A 20,827-nucleotide genomic window follows, 5' to 3' on the forward strand; every position below is an offset into this window, starting at 1 on the left:
TTTTATTTTCCCTTTTTGAATCAAAGAAGAACCGCAGCTTAGCTGCGGTCCTTTGCATAACCATCCGTATCTTCAATTGTGACATCTTCTGTTTCTTCTCCCTCAGGAATTCGATCGGTGATTATACCTCTTCAAAATATTCTTTATAGTAACCGCCGATTTTATTTGTATTATCGACGACAAACAGAAATTCCTCTGTTTCATTCTTCACTTCATATTCTTTCCCTGGAGTTAATACGCGATTTACAATGTATTTTTTTGCGTTTGTCTGAACACACTTTACTTTTTTAATGGTTTCTTTTTCAAGCCAATTTTTATGTATCATGATGAAATCTCCTTTACTTGTCTATAAGCCTATTGTAGCTTTTTTCTTTTGTAAATTGCAATATCGGTTATTCATTGATTTTGCCTTGTTTTCTAGTATAGAATGTTTGTATACGCTTACTTCCACAGTAACGATCACAGCTAATTCCTGCTCTTCAATGAAGCAATATCCATACTATCACCAAGAATCTCAGAACAGACCATAAAAATGACTGGAGGTTTGTTACGAATGAGTTCTTTAACGATGCAAGTGAGTAAAAGGCTGGAGACATTTTTACAGGGAACAAAGAAGCTTTATATTGATGGAAAGTTTGTTCCGAGTGCCTCAGGGGCAACCTTTGACACGCCCAACCCGGCGACAGGCGAAACCTTAATGACGCTGTATGAAGCCCAGGCAGAGGATGTGGACAAAGCCGTTAAAGCTGCCCGCAAAGCCTTTGATCAAGGCGAGTGGAGAACAATGTCTCCAGCATCGAGAAGCAGACTCATGTATAAGCTGGCAGATTTAATGGAAGAGCATAAAACTGAGCTTGCCCAGCTTGAAACCCTTGATAACGGAAAACCAATAAACGAAACAACAAATGGAGATATTCCGCTGGCTATTGAGCATATGCGCTATTACGCCGGTTGGTGTACAAAAATAACAGGGCAGACAATCCCTGTTTCCGGCTCCTATTTTAATTACACACGCCATGAGCCTGTCGGCGTCGTCGGGCAAATCATCCCATGGAATTTCCCGCTTCTTATGGCGATGTGGAAAATGGGTGCGGCTCTTGCAACCGGCTGTACCATTGTGCTTAAGCCTGCTGAGCAAACCCCGCTTTCAGCTCTTTATTTGGCTGAGTTAATTGATAAAGCCGGTTTCCCCGACGGTGTCATCAATATCATTCCGGGATTCGGTGAGGATGCGGGAGAAGCACTTACCAACCATGAAGCGGTTGATAAAATTGCCTTTACCGGATCAACAGAAATCGGAAAGAAAATCATGGGCACAGCGGCAAAAAGCATTAAGCGGGTCACCCTGGAACTGGGCGGAAAATCACCTAATATCCTGCTCCCGGATGCGAATTTGAAAAAAGCCATTCCAGGCGCTTTAAACGGTGTCATGTTTAACCAAGGCCAAGTCTGCTGTGCGGGCTCACGCGTCTTTATTCATAAAGACCAGTATGATGAAGTTGTCAATGAGATGGTGTCTTACGCTGAATCACTCCGCCAAGGAGCCGGACTTCATAAAGATACCCAAATCGGCCCGCTCGTGAGCAAGGAGCAGCATGAACGCGTTCTTTCTTATATTCAAAAAGGGAAAGATGAAGGAGCTAAAGCTGTCACTGGCGGAAGCTGCCCTTATGAAGAAGGATACTTTGTCGCGCCGACTGTGTTTGCGAATGTGGAAGACGATATGACCATCGCTAAAGAAGAAATTTTCGGACCAGTCCTGACGGCCATACCATATGAAACAGTGGATGAAGTCATTGAACGAGCTAACCATTCTGAATACGGACTTGCTGCCGGACTATGGACCGAGAATGTAAAACAAGCCCATTATATCGCAGATCGTCTTCAAGCCGGGACTATCTGGGTAAACTGTTATAATGTGTTTGACGCAGCTTCCCCATTCGGCGGTTATAAACAATCCGGACTCGGAAGAGAAATGGGCTCCTATGCTCTAGATAACTACACAGAAGTCAAGAGTGTATGGATTAATCTTGAGGACTAAAAGGTTTTTCAAAAAAACTGCTGCCAGCCAGCAGTTTTTTTCTTTCAGTAATGGCGGCAAAAGCAGGTGAATATATATCTTCTGAAGGAGTTGAGCGGGATGAGCACACTTCAGGAGAAGGTGAGGCGCTATCAGCAAAACACCATTTCAGAGCTGAAAGATAGGCAAAATGATGACGGTTCTTGGACATTTTGCTTTGAAGGGCCAATCATGACGAATTCTTTTTTTATTCTGCTCCTCACCTCACTTGATGAAGGTGAAAATGAAAAAGAACTCATTTCGGCGCTTGCAGCCGGCATTCGCGAAAATCAGCAGCCAGACGGAACGTTTAACAATTTTCCTGACGAGACAGACGGCAATATAACAGCTACCGTCCAAGGATATGTCGGAATGCTGGCTTCAGGATGCTGCCATCGAACTGATCCGCACATGAAAAAAGCTGAACAATTCATTGCATCACATGGCGGCTTGAGAAATATTCATTTTATGACAAAATGGATGCTTGCAGCAAATGGCCTTTACCCTTGGCCCGCTTTATATTTGCCATTGTCGCTTTTAGCAATTCCCCCAACATTCCCGGTTCATTTTTATCAGTTCAGCACATATGCCCGTATACACTTTGCCCCGATGGCCGTAACACTCAATCAACGATTCACACTAAAAAACCGCAAAATTCAATCTCTCCGCCACCTCGACCCGCACATGACAAAAAATCCTTTGACTTGGCTCCGTTCCGATGCTTTCGAGGAGAGAGACCTCTCTTCTGTTCTGACTCATTGGAAGCGCATTTTTCGTGCACCCTTTGCTCTTCAGGAGCTGGGCTTACACACAGCTAAAACGTATATGCTTGACCGGATTGAAGAAGACGGCACACTGTACAGTTATGCAAGCGCCACAATATTTATGGTATACAGCCTTCTGTCACTTGGTGTGTCACGCCATTCACCGGTTATCCGAAGGGCTATAAATGGCATCAAAGCATTGGTGACTGAATGCGGCGGCATTCCTTACTTAGAAAATTCCACATCCACTGTTTGGGATACTGCATTAATCACCTATGCGCTTCAGCAAAACGGCGTTGCTGAAACAGACGGTACAATTACAAAAGCCGCTTCTTTTTTACAAAAGCGGCAGCATACTAAGATAGCAGATTGGTCTGTCAAAAATCCAAATGTATCTCCAGGCGGCTGGGGATTTTCAAATATCAACACGAATAACCCTGATTGTGACGACACCGCAGCCGTCTTAAAAGCAATTCCCCGCAACTTCTCTCCTTCTTCTTGGGAGCGAGGTGTGGCTTGGCTTTTATCGATGCAGAACAATGATGGAGGGTTTTCCGCCTTTGAAAAAAATGTGAACCACCCTCTTATCCGCCACCTCCCGCTTGAATCCGCCGAGGATGCGGCTGTTGATCCCTCAACCGCCGACCTCACCGGGCGTGTGCTGCACTTTTTAGGTGAAAAAGCCGACTTTTCAGTAAAACATCACCACATTCAGCGTGCTGTGAACTGGCTTTTTGAAAACCAGGAACGTAATGGATCTTGGTACGGACGATGGGGTGTTTGCTACATTTATGGCACATGGGCTGCCTTGACCGGTATGCACGCCTGCGGAGTTGTTCGAACACATCCTTCGATACAAAAGGCAATCCGGTGGCTCAAAACCGTACAAAATGATGATGGCAGCTGGGGTGAATCCTGCAAAAGCGCGGAGGTCAAAACCTATGTGCCGCTTAAAGAAGGAACCATTATACAAACTGCATGGGCTTTAGATGCTTTATTACAATTTGAAAAACCCAGTCATCCAGCAATTGTGAAAGGGATGAATTACCTCATGGATAACAGTTCTCATGACGGTAGAAGCTTGACTTATCCAGTGGGTATCGGGCTGCCAAAGCAATTTTATATTCGTTACCATAGTTACCCTTATGTGTTCCCTTTGTTGGCTGTCAGCAAGTATTTGAATTCTATTGAAAAGGAGACAGCAAATGAAACGTGAATCTTATCAAACCGAGATGTTCAATTGGTGTGAAGCCTTAAAAGATCAGATTCAAAAACGAGGACAGCTTGATCGATTTGAGGATCAAATCGAAAAGATGATTGAAGCGCTGGAGGATGACCAGACGACAGAAGAAGAGTGGTATCAGCAGGCCGCCACACTCTATCGTGATATTACACAATCAGAAGAAACAGGTGAAAGACGCGCCTTCGTTCCTATAGGAAAACATGTTCTCCCACAGCTTCCGTACAAGTACTCCGCTTTAGAACCTTATATTTCACGTGATATTATGGTGCTTCATCATACAAAGCATCATCAAAGCTATGTTGACGGACTGAATAAAGCAGAATTGGAGCTTAAGAATGCCAGAGCTTCAAAGAACTATGACTTGATCACTCATTGGGAAAGAGAGCTGGCATTTCATGGAGCTGGCCATTATTTGCACAGTATTTTTTGGTTTTCTATGCATCCAAACGGAAAAAGACGTCCTACTGGAGCATTGTTTCAAATGATCGATCTTTCATTTGGAAGCTATTCGGCCTTTAAGGAGCATTTTACCCAAGCTGCAAAAAAAGTGGAGGGTGTCGGGTGGGCCATTCTTGTCTGGTCCCCTCGTTCCGGACGGCTTGAGATTTTAGCTGCAGAGAAGCACCAGCACTTCAGCCAGTGGGATGTTATCCCTCTTTTGCCGCTTGATGTATGGGAACATGCTTACTATTTGCAATATAAAAATGACCGCGGGAGCTATGTTGATCATTGGTGGAATGTAGTCGATTGGCGTGAAGCCGAAAAACGTTTTGAACAGGCAAAAGAAGTTGTATGGAAACTCTATTAAAAAAGCCCCCTTTTCCAGGGGGCTTCATTTTTTAAAAAACACCTAATACATGTAAAAATACAATAATGATTGCAACAGGTGAAAGATAACGTATCAGCAGAAGCCAAACCGCAAACCACTTTCGCTTGAGGTTTGAGCCGCTTTTCAGCTCGTTAAACAAATCCTCTTTCGGTATTTTTAACGGTACAAAGATAGAAATCAATAACGCTCCTAACGGCATTAAAATATTGCTGACCAGAAAATCAGCTGCGTCAAAAATAGACATGTGAAAAATGGTAACATCACTTAAAACCCCGTATGATAACGCAGACGGTACGCCGACCAGAAAGATAGCAATCCCGCCGATCCAGGCAAATCGTTTTCTTTTACTAACATCGCCTTTAGAAAGTACAGCGACCAAAATTTCAAGCATTGAAAAGGCAGAGGTCAGTGCCGCAAATAAAAATAGAATTAAAAATGCTAATAAAAAGACAATTCCGAACGGCATTTGATTAAACACAGTCGGCAGCACATTAAATAACAGAACAGGCCCTTGATCCGGTTTGAGACCGAATGAAAAAACAGCTGGAAAGATCGCGATTCCCGCCATAATGGCGACAAGGACATTCAAAACCGTAACAGATACAGCAGACTGCACCAGATTTTCTTGTTTCTCTAGATAAGCACTATACGTTACCATTACAGATACACCGACACTTAATAAGAAGAAGGACTGGCCCATCGCATATAATATCGTATTGGCGTCAATCGCAGAGATATCAGGTGTCAGGAAAAACTTAATACCTTCTATCGCTCCATGAAGTGTAACTGAACGCACCATTAAAATGATAAATAATATAAAAAGCGCCGGCATTAAAATTTGGCTTGCTTTTTCAATTCCGCTGCTTACACCTTTTGCGACAACCAAAATTGTGACCAGCATAAACAGCAGCTGGCCTCCTACAGCCAAATAAGGATTTGAAATAGTATTCGCAAACAGCGTATCAAATCCTGACGTATGCGATAAACCGCCGGTAAAGCCTTTAAAAATGTAATTTAAAATCCATCCGCCGACGACGCTGTAGAATGATAACAGAATAAAGCACGTCGCCATGCCCAAATAGCCTATCCAATGCCACTTAGACCCTGGAGCAAGAGATTTATAGGATTGGACGGCATCTTGCTGTGTTTTTCTGCCTATGATGAATTCACCGAGCAATAATGGCAGTCCGATTAAAATTGTAAATAATATAAAAATAAATAAAAACGCGCCTCCTCCGCTGGTGCCTGCTACATATGGGAATTTCCATATTGCACCGAGACCGATAGCCGATCCAGCCGCAGCTAAAATAAAGCCCAGCTTCGAAGACCATTGATTAGCTTCCTTCACCCTATCACTCCTATTTTCCAAAACAGTTTAAAGGTTCATTGTAAGAATATCTACCTATATAGTCAAGAATATTTTGATTAGTTTACATAATATATTTATCATCTATCTCCATGAATATATCAGATCACAGTCAATCTATCAATATTGAATTATTCAGAAAATTAATTATAATAGGGGAATACCAAAAAATCTGTAAGGATTTCTGCTGGAGTTCTTGATCAGTATATGAGGAGTGTTTTTATGGAAAACATCAGAAAGATAAGTCATTTCGCGGGACAAACCTTCGGAATCTGGGTCATTGTTTTTGCCGTGCTCGGATTTTCTTTCCCGTCATTATTTTCTTGGATCAGTTCTTATATTACGATTTTTCTTGGCATTATTATGTTTGGAATGGGGCTAACACTGCAAACCGATGATTTTAAAGAGCTGATCAGAAAACCTTTGTACGTCATTATCGGAGTGATTGCCCAATATACAATTATGCCGCTTGTTGCTTTCGGCTTAGCATATGGCCTGCATCTCCCCTCGGAAATCGCGGTAGGCGTTATTCTCGTTGGCTGCTGTCCCGGTGGAACTGCCTCTAATGTTATGACATTTTTAGCAAAAGGCAATACGGCCCTGTCTGTTGCTGTCACAACGATTTCCACCTTGTTGGCACCGGTTTTGACGCCGGTTTTGATTATGCTGTTTGCCAAGGAATGGCTGCCTGTCTCACCTGGCTCGTTATTTATTTCGATTTTGCAGGCTGTATTGATTCCAATCATTGCAGGCCTAGTCGTCAAAATATTTTTCAAAAAACAGGTCTCAAAAGCCGTTCATGCCCTGCCGCTTGTTTCAGTCATCGGTATCGTTGCCATTGTGTCAGCTGTTGTAAGCGGCAACCGGGAAAACCTGCTTCAATCAGGTTTGCTTATTTTTTCAGTAGTTATCCTGCACAACGGGTTTGGATATTTATTGGGATTTCTATGTGCAAAGCTGTTAAAAATGGATTATGCGTCTCAAAAAGCAATTGCAATTGAAGTCGGCATGCAAAACTCAGGGCTTGGCGCAGCACTTGCCACGGCACATTTTTCACCGCTATCTGCCGTTCCGAGCGCGATTTTCAGTGTATGGCACAACCTTTCAGGCTCTCTGCTCGCTACATATTGGTCTAAAAAAGGTAAGAATCCAAAAGAAGATTCAAACAGCACAGAACTGACTCTTTAACATTCTATTGTATATAAAAAGGTACATCACGTTTATCCGTGATGTACCTTTTTTGTTTTATCCCTCTAACAAAAGCTGTTCAGGATCTTCTAGTAAGTTTTTAATTGTGACAAGGAATCCAACTGCTTCTTTACCATCTACGATCCGGTGATCATAAGATAATGCAATGTACATCATCGGACGGTTTTCGAAACGTTCTTCATCAATTGCGACAGGGCGCAGCTGAATCTTATGCATACCCAGGATACCAACTTGAGGGCTGTTTAAAATCGGTGTCGACATGAGTGAACCGAAAGTCCCTCCGTTTGTAATTGTAAATGAGCCTCCTTGCAGCTCACCAAGGGTCAATTTATTGCTTCTCGCTTTTTTCGCAAGCTCGCCGATTTCTTTTTCAATGCCTGCAAATGTCAGACGGTCCGCATCCCGTACAACTGGAACGACAAGTCCTTCTTCAGCTGCAACAGCGATTCCGATATCATAGAATTTCTTAACAATCAGCTCATCGCCTTGAATTTCTGCATTCAAGAGCGGATATTTTTTCAATGCCGCTACAACAGCTTTTGTAAAGAAAGACATAAAGCCCAGCTTCACTTCATTTTGCTCAAAGAATTGGTCTTTGCGACGTTTTCTGAGATTCATAACAGCCGTCATGTCAACTTCATTAAATGTAGTCAGCATCGCAGATGTTTGCTGAACTTCGACTAGACGTTTTGCAATCGTCTGTCTGCGGCGTGACATTTTTTGCACTTCAACAGGTTTGTCAAAGCTTTGCTGTTTTTTTTGAGCCTGCGGCTGTTGTTTTTGCTGCTGAGGAGCTGGTTTCGCCGCTGGTTTTTCATACGCCTCAACATCCTGTTTGCGCACTCTTCCAAGCGGGTCGCCAGTTGGAACCTGAGACAGGTCAATCCCTTTCTCTCTCGCCAGCTTACGGGCAGAAGGAGATGCAATTGTTCTTGATTTTGCTTCCGTTTGCGCTTCCTGGCTCACTTCTTGCGCCGCTGGTTCAGCTTGCTTTTCTTCTTTTTCACTTTCTTTGCTTTCAGCCTTCTCTGAAGGAGCAGGGGCAGAACTTTCACCCGCGCCTTCTGTAATGGTACCGATAATTTCTCCAACTTGGACGGTATCACCCGAATCTTTCAATACCTCTTGAAGAACACCCGATTCTTCTGCTGTCAATTCAACATTTACTTTATCCGTTTCAAGTTCAAGCAGATATTCACCCTGTTCTACATAATCACCGGGCTGCTTTAACCATTGGGCTATTGTTCCTTCTGAGATTGATTCTGCTAATTCAGGTACCTTAATTTCCGCCATTTTTTCATTTCCCCCTTAGTTTTTGCGAGTCAAGCTATCAGATACAATACGTTCCTGTTCTTTTTTATGAACTGTCGGATCTCCCTCTGCAGGACTGGATCGTCTTCTTCGTCCAATATATTGAACGCTTACTCCTTCTGGTGCAAGTTCTGTCAAATAAGGGCTGATGTAGCTCCAAGCCCCCATGTTCTGCGGCTCTTCCTGAACCCAAACGATTTCTTTTAGGTTCGGAAGCTTTGCAAATAATTCTTTGACTCCTTTTGCAGGGAATGGATACAGCTGTTCAATTCTCGCAATGTGAAGCCACTCTTTCCCGTCTTCTAACTTGTTGAAATGATCGCTGATGTCTATAGATACTTTACCGCTGGATAATACGAGCCGCGTTACTTTTTCATACTCATGAGAAAGTCCTGACTGTTCGTAAACAGGCTGGAAGCGGCTTTCACTGAGCTCCTGCACTTCAGAAACGGTATTCGGATTGCGCAGAAGGCTCTTCGGCGTCATGATGACGAGCGGACGAATTTCCTCACGCAGCAGCATTTTAGCCTGTCTTCTTAATATATGAAAATATTGAGCGGCGCTTGTCAGGTTGGCAACCGTCCAGTTATTCTCCGCAGCTAGCTGCAGGAACCGCTCGATTCTACCGCTTGAATGCTCAGGGCCCTGTCCCTCATAACCGTGCGGCAGCAGCATCACTAATCCGGATTTTTGGCCCCATTTTGCTCGTCCGGCAGAAATAAATTGGTCAAAGTACACTTGAGCAGCATTGGCAAAATCCCCATACTGCGCTTCCCAAAGGACAAGTGTTTCAGGTGAATACACATTATAGCCGTATTCAAAACCGAGTACAGATCCTTCAGACAGCGGGCTGTTATGAACGGCAAATGATGTGTCACAATCTGATAAATGGTGCAGCGGCACAAATTCCTTGCCTGTCTCACTGTCGTGAAGTACAAGGTTTCTTTGGGCAAACGTTCCGCGCTCAGAATCCTGTCCTGTTAATCGAATCGGTGTTCCGTCTTTCAGAATGGAAGCAAACGCGAGAGATTCAGCCAATGACCATTCCACTTTTCTGTCATCATCAAACGCCTTGGCCCGTCTTTCTAAAATGCGTTTTAGCTTACCGAATACATTAAACGACTCCGGCCAATTGACCAATTCGCCATTCAGCTTGCGGAGCACATCAAAATCAATAGATGTGTCTACATCCGGAAAACCGTTTGAAACAGGTTCCGGAAGTTCTATTTCACAAGCGATAGGTTCCTTTTTAGCCGGCACTTTTTGATAAGCGTCTTCTATGCGTTTCGTTACCGACTTTTCAATGTTTTGAACAACTTCCTCGGTCAGCACCCCATCTTTAATGAGCTTTTCCGCGAAAATATGTTTGACAGTCGGATGCTTTCTTACAGCATCATACAGCATCGGCTGAGTAGTTGACGGCTCATCCATTTCGTTGTGTCCGTAACGTCTGTACCCGATTAAGTCAATCAGAAAGTCCTTGTTGAATGTTTTTCGGTATTCTACCGCAAACTTAACAGCTGAAAGACAGGCTTCAGGATCGTCCGCATTTACGTGAACAATCGGTATTTCATAGCCCTTCGCCAGGTCACTGGCATAGTTTGTTGATCTTGATTCAGCGCTTTCTGTTGTGAATCCGATCATGTTATTGGCGATAATATGAATCGCACCGCCTACTTGATACCCTTTTAAAGAGCTTAAATTCAATGTTTCAGCGACAATTCCTTCCCCAGGGAATGCAGCGTCTCCATGAATTAAAATCGCAAGTGATTTTGTTTCATCCTGAACCGGGTATCCGCTTTGTGTTCTTGTTTCCTGCGCCGCTCTTGTACTGCCTTCAACGATCGGGTTGATAAATTCCAAGTGGCTCGGGTTATTCGCCAGCGTAATACGCGCCGACTTCGTTTCAGCGTCTTGAAGCTCGCGGTTCGCTCCCAGGTGATACTTGACATCCCCCGTCCATCCGTAGCTGATGCCGATAGATCCTTCAGACGGGACTAAATCTTTGTTCGGCGCATGCTGGAACTCTGAGAATATGATTTCATACGGTTTGCCCAGCACATGTGCCAGCACATTCAGGCGGCCCCTGTGCGCCATACCGATGTTAACGCTCGTTGTACCTGATTTGACAGATTGTGCGATAATGTCATCAAGCACTGGAACAAGAGCGTCCAGACCCTCAATTGAAAAACGCTTCTGCCCGACGAAGGTCCGGTGTAAAAATTGCTCGAATCCCTCTACTTCCGTCAGTCTTTCCAGCACAGCTGACAGCTTTTCGGCTGAGTTCTTTTGGAACAATTCACCGGATTCAATCTTTTGAGTCAGCCACTCTCGCTCTTTAAAGTCGTGTACATGATCAAATTCAAATGAGATGGTTCTTTTATACGTATTTCGTAAATACTGAATGGCTTCTAGACCGTTCGTAATGTTTTTAGGAGCGTCTTTACAAATGACCGACGCAGGTATTTCTTTTATTTCCTCTTCTGTTAGCCCGTAATCGGATAGTGGAAAGAGCTCGCTCTTTTTCCCATCCTTTCTGAGCGGATTGACGGAAGCGTTCAAATGGCCATAGGTTCTTATATCTTCTGCAAGTCTGATTGCTGATGCGATCTTTTGTATCAGATCGGCTGTAACACGTCCCTTTTCTTTTGTTCCCGATGCCTCTTTTATATCGCTTGGAGGAGCTCCTAGTTCGTCGAACATGTCCTTCAGATCCGGATCAATGCTGTTCGGATCCTGGGTGTACTGATCGTAAAGCTCCAGCGCATAGCCGAGGTTCGGACCGTAAAAATCTTCCCAATTCATTCGTTGTTTCATATTATTTTGAAACATTTGAATATTACCCCCAACCTAGATAATCAAGTGATTCATTCACTATCTTAAAATAACTTTCGAACGCTGTGTCCAAAATTATGTAATAAAAACGCTTCCAACGATATTTTACCACTGTTTGCAATTTGATTCTACCTTGATTGTTCACAAAATAGTAAAAAACCTTTATAAAAAACAAAAAATTTAATCATTTACAAAAAGAAACGCCAAAAAGCATAGAATAAAGGGTTATCCTATGCTTTTATGGAGCAGTTTTTTAAGAAGCGGATACAGAACATCCGGAAGCTGATCGACATCCGGGACAAATATACTGAACTTCCCGTACATATCCTGTATCGTTTTCATTTGCGATTCTTCAATTTCTGAGTTGGAGAGAAAAACATTTATGACTTCTATTCCCCTTTTTCGAGCTTCTATAACCGCTTCACTTGTATCGACAATCCCATTTTGCTCATAACCAAATGCGGCCGGCTCTCCGTCAGAGAACACAATTAAGAATTTTTGCGCCTCGCTCCGCTGCAGCATTTTTTTCGTCATTTGCCTGATCGCATAGCCGTCACGGTTGTCTTCCTCAGGTTCAAGCTGCATAATCGCCGGTCCCGCTGCCTGTCTTAAGGACGACTGAAATGGAATTACCGTATTAAAATAGTTCGGCTGACTCGTTTCGGTCGCATCGTTTGTATCCTCCCAGAAACCGACAATTTGATGCGGAACTGCTACTGATTTCAAGGCTTCATGAAACAATACGATACCCCGCTTCGTTTCATCCATTTTGTCGAACATACTGGCTGAACAGTCGACCAGTAATGTAAAAACAGCGTCAATTTCTGAAGAAGGCTCTTGTTTTTTGTAAAAAAGACGCGGATTCCGCTCCGTAAAATAACGGAGAAGCTTGTTGTTCAGACGGCCCGCGTGGAGGTCAGTCCTTGGCAGCGTTTTTTTGTGTTCAAGCGTTTTTTGAATCATTTGTTTTAAACGCTTCTGATACGATTCGATCGATTTTGCCTGCTGTTTATAAGAAAGCTCTTCATCTTTTGTTGCAGGCTGCGGTTCTTTATAAATCGCAAACGCGAATTTATTTTCCTTTCCGTCGGCAAGACCCGCGCCGTTCGGCTGGTCTTTTTTGGACTCTAGCGCTTCCAGTTTGGAATAGTCTTTTCGTTTTGTCTGTCTGGCTGAACCTTGAACAGAGCCGAGAGCTTGGTCTCCATCGTCCCCTTCACGAGAAGCATCTTTTCCTAAATCGGATTTTGCGCCGTGTTCAATATCAAATTGAAGGAAGCTTTTAGACGGCGCTTCTGTTTCACGGTGCCAAGTCGGCATTTCTTCATCGTGAATATCTTCATCGCCGTCTGATTTTTTCGGAAGCGTTACGTCATCACTCAGCTTCGGCGCTTTTTTCTCTTCTTCAAATAACGGCTGCTCTGCGGCTTTAGCGTAATCTAACTCAGGCAAAAAGAAGTAGGTATTCAGCATGTCTTTATCAAGTACCTCTTCAAGCCCGTCCATGATGTCTTCGACAATTTTCAGAACGTGGCGTGTAGAGTCAGCTTCATACACACGCAAGAGCTGCTGTTCAATAAACGGTCGCATCAGATCAATATCATCACGCATAGACGGGATGGTTTCCAGAGGCGATTCCGCCGTCAGCTTGGTATACATGGCGCAAAAGAGCGCATCCGTAAAAATGCTTCGTTCTAAATTTAAAGTGAGCTGTGTGGAGAAATGTTTTCTGTACATGTCTTTTCGTTTTGCAAATACATGTTTTGTGCCGGGACGGTCGTGTTTGATACATTCTTCAATTCTGATGTCCTCAAGCAGCATAAACAGCTGTTTGGCAAAGCTTTTGAATGTAAGATGCCGATGGATATCATCCAAAAAGTTCGTAAACTCTTGCAACGAGCTGTATTTTGTTCCGACCGATCGAAGGTAGACATCGCTTTTGAGACCTGCTTCCATATCTTCAGCTGCTCTGTCCTTCCAAAAGTGGCTCATGTAGATTTTTTTTTCAAATGGGTTGTAGTAGGACTGAACGCCATACTCCACTTCCACCGCCTCACTTTTGGTGAGCGTTTTGGCCAAATCGGTCAGCATCATAAATAAAAACGAGTCAATTGTGCTGTCATTAAATTTGATAAATTTCATCGCACATCCCTCATTCAAACAGAGTTTCTGCGATATTTCGGACCGCCGCCTTTTCACGGTCATCGTCAAGCTTTTCTACAATTCCCCGTTCGATGGCCCGTAGCGGCGGAATATAAGCGGCTAAATCACACGTATCAATTAAAGCTCTGATAGATGCCGCTTCTTCAGACACCTGCCCGTTATTGGCCTGAACGATCAGATCAGAAGACAGCGTGATAAACCGGTCAATTAATTTCTCATCATGAAGAGCAGACTGAGACATGAGTACTTGTTTCAGCAGCTCGCCTTTAATATATGGCACATCAATAATGACAAAACGGTTTTTAAGCGCTTCATTCAGCGGTACGGTTCCAACGTAGCCTTCATTGATGGCAGCAATGACTCCAAAGCCTTCTTTTGCACGAACGACTTCTCCTGTAAACGGATTTGTCATCATTTTTCTATAGTCCAATACACCGTTTAAGATGGGCAGGGTTTCCGGCTTTGCCATATTGATTTCGTCTATATAAAGAAAGTGGCCTTCATTCATAGCTGTTGTCACAGGCCCCGAGACAAACTCGATTGTTGCCTGGCCAGATTGATTTTCAATGGTTTTATAGCCAACCAGTGCTTCAGCATCCAAATCAACTGAGCAGTTGACACTGTGCATTGGTTTATGAAAATAACTGGACAATGTTTCTGCCAGCCTAGTTTTACCTGAGCCTGTAGGCCCTTTTAACAGGATATTTTTCCCCATCGCCAATGCGATAATGGCATCGAATAAAATGGCTTCATCCTCCGCCTCATAGCCTGATGTCCCGATAAGCGATTGAAATTCTGGAGAAATCGGCTGGCTTTTATATGATAAAAGCTTATTTTGTATATCTTCCGGCAATGTTAAGTGCTGCAATTGAGATGTCATAGACAGGTTTCCTTTCCTATTCGTATTCCATTAACGAGTATACTAAAAAAGCCCCTGTATGCTCAATACAAAGGGCTCCCGCTATATTACTGTTTCTCGTTATTGCCAGAAAGCGCTCCGCACACAATTCGCGCTCCTGAATTTCCGCTCGGATTCGTCAGATAGTCGTCAGCCTGTTCGTGAATAACAAACGCGCTGCCATCCTGGTCGAGAATATTCAATTTGCTTCCTTTTTGTAAAGAGGTTTCAGGCGCATTCATAATAACATCTACTTTCCCGTCAGCACCGACTTCAAGATTCGGAAGATCTCCGGCATGATGTCCCATCGGATTATTGAAGCCGTGTTCTTTGTTCAGCGGATTAAAGGGTCCGCCCGCAGATTCAAAATCCGGCCTGACACATGATCCTTTTTCATAAATATGAAAACCGAGTGAAGCCCCGGGTGTCAGGCTGTGTGCTGAGATGTGAAAATCGAGCCCTTCGTCTTCTGATTCTTTTATTTCAATATACCCGACTTTTTTGCCTTCTCTATTGACCAGCTGGATCTGATGACTAAACGCTGACGTTTCTATCACCTTTTTATCCGGTACCCGCCGCGGATGGTCAGGCGGTGTTTCCTGACTGCATCCCGCAAGACCCAGTGCCGCCACCACGATAAGGAGCAAGAAACGATTCATGCTGTCTCCCCCTTGTTTTTTCTAACAGTGTGGTCAATCATATTCCGATATAAACTAAAAAAAAGCCTTTTAAAAGGCTTTTACATTAGGGCAGCAGGACGTTCTGCCCAAACGCCCCGTCTGTCTAATGTCCATGCTCAAAGTTTAAAAATAGCTTCGTGCTCCCAAGTAGCGCTGTTTCCAATACGAATTGCTGAGATTGGAAATGCCCACACCGTCGGAGCTTGCATGAATAAAATTGCCGCCGCCCAAGTAAATCCCCATGTGAGACGGCCCGGATTTATACGTCGTAAAGAAAACAAAGTCACCGACTGACGGCTGGCTGACTTTTTGCATCACATTCCAGTACCCTGCCGTGCTCAGCCTTGAAATAGATGATACTTTATTAATGAGGTAATAAATATAGCCGCTGCAATCGAAACCGGAAGGCGTATTTCCTCCCCAGCGATACGGAACACCGACATATTTTTTTGCCTCCGTTATCATTCTGTCAATCTTTGTTCCTATTTGAACGTTTGATCCTGATTTGTCTTTCGGGACATTCTTATTGGAATTATTAGATTTAGTCGTTCCTGAAATTGTGAGAATCTGTCCGATTCGCAGAACATCGCTAGACAAATTGTTTCTATCACGAATACTTTGCACAGTGACGCCCAGCTGATTCGCAATCTTCCATAACGAATCACCTGATTTCACTTTGTATGTAGTTGTTTTTGAAGAATTTGAGTTTGACGGCTTTTTTGAACCGCTGCTACCGCTATTGGATGAGCTGCCTTTTTTTATTTTTAATACTTGCTTAGGGTAAAGTGTATCTGATGTTAAGCCATTTAAGGTTTTCAATTCGGCAACCGTCATATTTAAGCTGTTTGCGATTTTCCACAGAGAATCACCAAGCTTTACAGTATATGTACTTTTTGATGGACCTGTAGAATTTGAACCGTTGCTTTTTTTCGGTCCATTCGAACCGTTTGAACTGCTTGTCCCTTTAATTCTCAGTTTTTGGCCGGGACGAATCAAATCACTGCTCAGGCTGTTTAAGCTTTTAAGCTCTGAAACACTCATTTTATGATTTTTGGCAATCATCCATAAGGAATCACCATATGCTACGGTGTATGTTGACGTTTTGCTTGAGTTTGATGAGGATGTTTTGCTTTTTTTGCTGCTTTCAGGAACTTTAAGGCTTTGGCCGACATAAAGCATTGACGATTTCAATTTGTTTTCGGATTTCAGTGCTGAAATACTCGTATGATACTGGCGCGAAAGTTTCCAAAGAGAGTCACCGCTTTTCACCTTTATCGTTTTTGCGTCCGCGGGTGCTGCTGCCATCGATGACCCAACAACTGCGGAAACAGCCAAGCCGGCTACGATCTTCTTTTTCATTCATTTAACCTCCTAAACTTTTTATGAGACAAACAGAAATAATTAGTATTCTGTTTCCAAAAATGGCACACATACGTTTTATCGTCACTTTTTTAGCGTTATAAACAAATTTTTATAGATCCGGCAGCAAATTCAGCTTCGTTCGACCTTAAAACTCTAGATAAACACCTAATACTTTACATAATTTGTATAGGTTTATCGAAAGTCTAAGGAACTATTTAAGCGGGGGTAAAATGATTGGTTTATGCTGATGAAAGAAGCAGATTTTCCTCCTTTCCTGTCTGTTTTTCTTTCAATTCTCTATCAAAGTGTCAAATCCCTTCTTCTGACTGCAACTCTGCCCAGCTTTCCGAAACAGTTAAAAGCCTGTCCATTTCAAATGAACAGGCTGTATACACTATGCGTTAGCTGATTGAGTATTGTGTTTAACATATTCAAGAATGCTGCCGGCAGCTTTTTCAGCACCGCCTGCTGCTTTCAGTGACTGGCCAATTGCTTTTGCATTCTTAGCATAAACAGGATTGCTGATCACTTCTTGAATGGTTTCTTTCAGAAGGTTTTCAGACAGCTGTTCTTTTTTCAGCACTTTCCCCGCACCTACTTGTTCCACCTGTTTTCCGACAGCGAATTGATCAGCTCCCATCGGAATGACAATGAGCGGTGTTTCAAAATATAACCCTTCGCTTGTGCTGTTCATTCCGCCGTGGGTGACAAACAAACTGGCTCTTTTCAGGATTTCAAGCTGCGGCACATACGGGCGCACAATAAAATTGTGAGGAATATCGTTTAACTCACTTTGTTTAACATGTTTCCCAATGGACAGCACAACTTTTCCGTCAAAGTCTTTGCACACCTCGAGACATTGGTTGAAAAACTCTTTTTGATTATTAAAAATGGTTCCCATAGAAATAAACAGCACGTTTTCATTGTCAATCTCATCGAATGGAAAGTCATTGCTTTTGGCTCTTTTTGCAATTGAAGGACCAACAAACACATAATTTTCTCCGAATTGCTCAGCCATTGGCTGAAATTCTCTTGACGTAAAGACAATCGTCAAATCTCCATCGGACGAAAAAACGTCAAAAGGCTTGGTAATTCCCGCTTGAAACTCGGCATTTAAGGTTTCTGCGAGCTGCTGATAGGATTCGTAATAAGGTGAGTCTTCAAATGGTCTGCTATTGAAGGTGTCCATCATTTCCTTTAAAAAATCCTCATTCATCGCAAAGGTCGTACATAATGAAAATCTCGGCAGCTTCAGCAGATTGGCAATGATTTTACCGGCCAGGAAATGGTGATCATATATGACATAATCGTATGATTCGTTTTTCACTTCATTATAAATATGGGTGGCGATGTCCTTACACCCTTTCAAAAAGGCGCATATCATTTCGGCAAAATCTCTTTCCTCATTACCAGTTGCGTTTTTTCCGAAATATTCTTCTCTAAAATCGTTATATTCACGAAATTCAATATCAAGCGCGGTGATTTTTTCTTCATATTCCTTTACTGCATAGTAAGTAATGTTTTCTCCTCGTGATTTCAGCTCCTTCATTACACCGATAGACGGATTAATATGGCCCTCTCCCGGAAAACCGATCATTAATACATTAGTCATGCGGCACACCCTTCCATTAAAATTTATGTAATATTTTATACAGTACTATAAATACAAAATCAGGTAAAGTATTTAACTTTATTAATATTAATCCAATATAACTTTTATACTAGGTTACATTTCCCGACTTTCTATTTTCAAGAAAAAAAGCATTCAGTATGGCATGAATGCTTTTAAAAAAGAGTTCTATTCCAGTCATTTTGTCTCATGAGACGAAAGCTGTTCGGGTCCTTTTGTTTATTTTTATGTTCTCGGTGAGATGAGCGGATATAACACACCGTCCTTCGCAAACGACATCTTGCCTGTTTCCTCAGAAACAACCAGCACAAGCGCATCTGTATATCCAGACATCCCCAAAGCCGCCCGGTGCCTGGTTCCCAAATGAATATCCACTTCTTGTGTCGTCAGCGGGAGAACGTTTCCGGCTGAGACGAGTGTATGGTCCCTCACTAATAAAGCGCCGTCATGAAGAGGGTTTCCCGGGAAAAAGATGCTTTCAATTAATGAAGCACTGATTTCTGCATGAAGCGATGTTCCTTTTTGAATAAATTTGTCAACCGGGTCTGCCCTTTCAATGACAATTAACGCGCCATGCTTATTTTCCGATAAATTTTTAATCGCCTTGGCCAGTTCCACAAATGACGGTGTAAATTGTTCAATGTATGATTGCAAATAAAAGGATGAGGCAATGCCGTGCATATTCTCAAAAATACGTCCCAAGTCATCCAATTCACAAAGGAGGCATTGATCTTTTTCGTGTAACGTTTTCAAAATAAGAGAAGCATCCCCTAATATCTGTTCTAAATGCGATTGTATCTTTGCCGTGAATACACTTTCTGTCATCTGTTCGTAATGCATGGGCCTTCATCTCCTTTTCATATTTTCAACTTTGCACGCATGCTTATCTTATTGATGTACATTCTATTGGTAAAGGAGGTATGTAAAGAATGGAAATGGAAAGAATCATTCAATATATCTGCACCTTTTTAGGCGTTATTTCGCTTTCTTTTATTTATGCCCAAATGTTTAGAAAAACGAAACCGACAAAAAAAGAATAGGCCAGGCGTTCATTGCTTTTTATACATAAAATGTTATAATTTCTCTCGTTATGATAAAGAAACGGGGATTAATGTATGAAAGAAACCAAAAACGCCGGACAAAAGATAAAACAGCTTTTGCACATTTTAATTCCGATTTTAATTACTCAGGCGGGGCTTTCTCTCATGACCTTTTTAGATACGGTGATGTCAGGGAAAGTCAGCGCCGCCGATTTAGCCGGTGTGGCCATTGGTTCAAGCCTTTGGACGCCTGTCTATACTGGTCTGGCAGGTATATTAATGGCAGTCACCCCGATTGTCGCACAGCTATTAGGTGCTGATAAAACCAAACAAATTCCCTTTACTGTCTTACAGGCTGTATATGTGGCCGCGCTTCTAAGCATCGCCGTTTTAGCGGTTGGATATGGAATAGTTGATCCTGTTCTGTCCCGATTGAACCTTGAGGCACACGTATATGACATTGCTAAGCACTTTTTAGGGTTTTTATCTTTGGGGATTTTTCCTTTATTTGTTTACACCGTTTTGAGATCGTTCATTGACTCATTAGGAAAAACACGAGTGACCATGATGATTACACTATGTTCACTGCCGATTAATTTTGTGTTAAACTACGTATTTATTTTCGGAAAATTCGGCATGCCTGCCCTTGGCGGAGTCGGCGCCGGAATTGCATCAGCGCTTACGTATTGGTGCATCTGTATCATCAGTTTTATCATCATTCATAAAGCAGCGCCGTTTTCTGAATATGGCATTTTCCTTACCATGTATAAGTTCTCTTGGGAAGCGTGCAAAAATATGCTGAAAATCGGACTGCCCATCGGGTTTGCCGTGTTTTTTGAAACGAGCATCTTCGCGGCTGTCACTTTGCTGATGAGCCATTTCAATACAGTAACCATCGCGTCCCATCAGGCCGCCATGAACTTTGCGTCACTTTTATATATGCTGCCGCTCAGCGTGTCCATGGCTTTAACGATAGTTGTCGGGTTTGAGGCCGGAGCAGCTCGTTTTAAAGACGCTCGCTCTTACAGCTTTATCGGCATCATGATGGCAGTAGGCTTTTCTTTGTTAACAGCTGCCTGTATCCTTTTATTCAGAGAGCAAATAGCAGGTATGTACACCTCTGATCAGGATGTCCTCCGGCTAACACAGCACTTTTTAATTTACGCGCTGTTTTTTCAGCTTTCCGATGCTGTGGCAGCACCTATTCAGGGCGCTCTCAGAGGATATAAAGATGTCAATTATACACTTGCAGCCGCTTTTATTTCTTATTGGGTTATCGGCCTTCCTGTCGGTTATGCGGTCGGCACGTTTACAGAACTTGGCGCGTTCGGTTATTGGATCGGGTTAATTGCAGGGCTAGCGGCAGGAGCAGTCGGGCTGTTTTTCAGGCTGGTTAAACTGCAGAAGCGTTATTTATTGAAGCAGGAATTTTAAAAGA

At 42.9% G+C, this 20,827-nt stretch carries 15 protein-coding genes; 5 read left to right on the plus strand and 10 right to left on the minus strand.

The window, feature by feature from the left end:
• Positions 1 to 121 precede the first annotated feature (121 nt).
• A complete protein-coding gene (locus CJU60_RS04585; RefSeq protein WP_024121722.1) occupies positions 122 to 325 on the minus strand; it encodes a DUF6501 family protein in 204 nt (67 codons plus the stop codon).
• A 228-nt stretch (positions 326 to 553) separates the two neighbouring features.
• Here CJU60_RS04585 and dhaS point away from each other — a divergent pair, with 228 nt between their 5' ends.
• The 3 genes from dhaS (at position 554) to CJU60_RS04600 (ending at position 4,874) form a co-directional block, all read left to right on the plus strand.
• A complete protein-coding gene (gene dhaS, locus CJU60_RS04590; protein WP_095713099.1) occupies positions 554 to 2,041 on the plus strand; it encodes an aldehyde dehydrogenase DhaS in 1,488 nt (495 codons plus the stop codon).
• A 99-nt stretch (positions 2,042 to 2,140) separates the two neighbouring features.
• Positions 2,141 to 4,039: a terpene cyclase/mutase family protein gene (locus tag CJU60_RS04595; RefSeq protein ID WP_095713100.1), complete on the plus strand. Its 1,899-nt coding sequence runs from the start codon at positions 2,141 to 2,143 to the stop codon at positions 4,037 to 4,039.
• Positions 4,029 to 4,874, plus strand: coding sequence for a superoxide dismutase (locus CJU60_RS04600; RefSeq protein ID WP_095713101.1), 846 nt, complete (start codon positions 4,029 to 4,031; stop codon positions 4,872 to 4,874). Before CJU60_RS04595 ends, CJU60_RS04600 begins: the two co-directional genes overlap by 11 nt.
• A 31-nt stretch (positions 4,875 to 4,905) precedes the next feature.
• Here the strand turns inward: CJU60_RS04600 and CJU60_RS04605 are convergent, their stop codons facing one another.
• Positions 4,906 to 6,243 carry a sodium-dependent transporter gene (locus CJU60_RS04605; RefSeq protein WP_095713102.1) on the minus strand — a complete coding sequence of 446 codons (1,338 nt, stop codon included), beginning with the start codon at positions 6,241 to 6,243 and terminating at the stop codon, positions 4,906 to 4,908.
• Between the two features lie 240 nt (positions 6,244 to 6,483).
• Between CJU60_RS04605 and CJU60_RS04610 the strand changes: the two genes are divergently transcribed.
• A complete protein-coding gene (locus CJU60_RS04610; protein WP_095713103.1) occupies positions 6,484 to 7,449 on the plus strand; it encodes a bile acid:sodium symporter family transporter in 966 nt (321 codons plus the stop codon).
• Between the two features lie 57 nt (positions 7,450 to 7,506).
• Here CJU60_RS04610 and odhB read toward each other — a convergent pair whose 3' ends face one another.
• The 8 genes from odhB to cdaS form a co-directional block, all read right to left on the minus strand.
• Complete coding sequence (odhB, locus tag CJU60_RS04615; protein ID WP_095713104.1) at positions 7,507 to 8,763, minus strand: 2-oxoglutarate dehydrogenase complex dihydrolipoyllysine-residue succinyltransferase; 1,257 nt, start codon at positions 8,761 to 8,763, stop codon at positions 7,507 to 7,509.
• Between the two features lie 15 nt (positions 8,764 to 8,778).
• Positions 8,779 to 11,613 carry a 2-oxoglutarate dehydrogenase E1 component gene (gene sucA / locus CJU60_RS04620; RefSeq protein ID WP_095713105.1) on the minus strand — a complete coding sequence of 945 codons (2,835 nt, stop codon included), beginning with the start codon at positions 11,611 to 11,613 and terminating at the stop codon, positions 8,779 to 8,781.
• A gap of 228 nt (positions 11,614 to 11,841) precedes the next feature.
• Positions 11,842 to 13,758, minus strand: a complete 1,917-nt coding sequence (locus CJU60_RS04625) for a vWA domain-containing protein (protein ID WP_095713106.1) — start codon at positions 13,756 to 13,758, stop codon at positions 11,842 to 11,844.
• Between the two features lie 10 nt (positions 13,759 to 13,768).
• Positions 13,769 to 14,659 carry an AAA family ATPase gene (locus CJU60_RS04630; RefSeq protein ID WP_024121732.1) on the minus strand — a complete coding sequence of 297 codons (891 nt, stop codon included), beginning with the start codon at positions 14,657 to 14,659 and terminating at the stop codon, positions 13,769 to 13,771.
• Between the two features lie 86 nt (positions 14,660 to 14,745).
• The gene (locus CJU60_RS04635; RefSeq protein WP_095713107.1) at positions 14,746 to 15,336 is read right to left on the minus strand and encodes a superoxide dismutase family protein; all 591 of its coding nucleotides are present in this window, start codon (positions 15,334 to 15,336) and stop codon (positions 14,746 to 14,748) included.
• Positions 15,337 to 15,480: 144 nt separating this feature from the next.
• Entirely contained in the window at positions 15,481 to 16,716 is a 1,236-nt protein-coding gene (locus CJU60_RS04640) for a C40 family peptidase (protein ID WP_095713108.1), read from the minus strand.
• A 397-nt stretch (positions 16,717 to 17,113) separates the two neighbouring features.
• Entirely contained in the window at positions 17,114 to 18,331 is a 1,218-nt protein-coding gene (locus CJU60_RS04645; protein ID WP_095713109.1) for a macrolide family glycosyltransferase, read from the minus strand.
• Positions 18,332 to 18,574: 243 nt separating this feature from the next.
• On the minus strand, positions 18,575 to 19,189 hold the full coding sequence (gene cdaS, locus CJU60_RS04650; RefSeq protein ID WP_024121736.1) for a sporulation-specific diadenylate cyclase CdaS: 615 nt from the start codon (positions 19,187 to 19,189) through the stop codon (positions 18,575 to 18,577).
• Positions 19,190 to 19,464: 275 nt separating this feature from the next.
• On the opposite strand from cdaS, the gene CJU60_RS04655 reads away from it, so the two are divergent.
• Positions 19,465 to 20,823, plus strand: coding sequence for an MATE family efflux transporter (locus CJU60_RS04655; RefSeq protein ID WP_095713110.1), 1,359 nt, complete (start codon positions 19,465 to 19,467; stop codon positions 20,821 to 20,823).
• Positions 20,824 to 20,827: the final 4 nt, after the last annotated feature.

This window comes from Bacillus sp. 7705b, from assembly GCF_002289525.1.
Classification (GTDB): Bacteria; Bacillota; Bacilli; order Bacillales; family Bacillaceae; genus Bacillus; species Bacillus halotolerans.

Coding starts and splice junctions, on each gene's coding strand:
- CJU60_RS04585 (WP_024121722.1), bottom strand. CDS start 325: ATGATACATAAAAATTGGCTTGAAAAAGAAACCATTAAAAAAGTAAAG.
- dhaS (WP_095713099.1), top strand. CDS start 554: ATGAGTTCTTTAACGATGCAAGTGAGTAAAAGGCTGGAGACATTTTTA.
- CJU60_RS04595 (WP_095713100.1), top strand. CDS start 2,141: ATGAGCACACTTCAGGAGAAGGTGAGGCGCTATCAGCAAAACACCATT.
- CJU60_RS04600 (WP_095713101.1), top strand. CDS start 4,029: ATGAAACGTGAATCTTATCAAACCGAGATGTTCAATTGGTGTGAAGCC.
- CJU60_RS04610 (WP_095713103.1), top strand. CDS start 6,484: ATGGAAAACATCAGAAAGATAAGTCATTTCGCGGGACAAACCTTCGGA.
- odhB (WP_095713104.1), bottom strand. CDS start 8,763: ATGGCGGAAATTAAGGTACCTGAATTAGCAGAATCAATCTCAGAAGGA.
- sucA (WP_095713105.1), bottom strand. CDS start 11,613: ATGTTTCAAAATAATATGAAACAACGAATGAATTGGGAAGATTTTTAC.
- CJU60_RS04625 (WP_095713106.1), bottom strand. CDS start 13,758: ATGAAATTTATCAAATTTAATGACAGCACAATTGACTCGTTTTTATTT.
- CJU60_RS04630 (WP_024121732.1), bottom strand. CDS start 14,659: ATGACATCTCAATTGCAGCACTTAACATTGCCGGAAGATATACAAAAT.
- CJU60_RS04635 (WP_095713107.1), bottom strand. CDS start 15,336: ATGAATCGTTTCTTGCTCCTTATCGTGGTGGCGGCACTGGGTCTTGCG.
- CJU60_RS04640 (WP_095713108.1), bottom strand. CDS start 16,716: ATGAAAAAGAAGATCGTAGCCGGCTTGGCTGTTTCCGCAGTTGTTGGG.
- CJU60_RS04645 (WP_095713109.1), bottom strand. CDS start 18,331: ATGACTAATGTATTAATGATCGGTTTTCCGGGAGAGGGCCATATTAAT.
- cdaS (WP_024121736.1), bottom strand. CDS start 19,189: ATGCATTACGAACAGATGACAGAAAGTGTATTCACGGCAAAGATACAA.
- CJU60_RS04655 (WP_095713110.1), top strand. CDS start 19,465: ATGAAAGAAACCAAAAACGCCGGACAAAAGATAAAACAGCTTTTGCAC.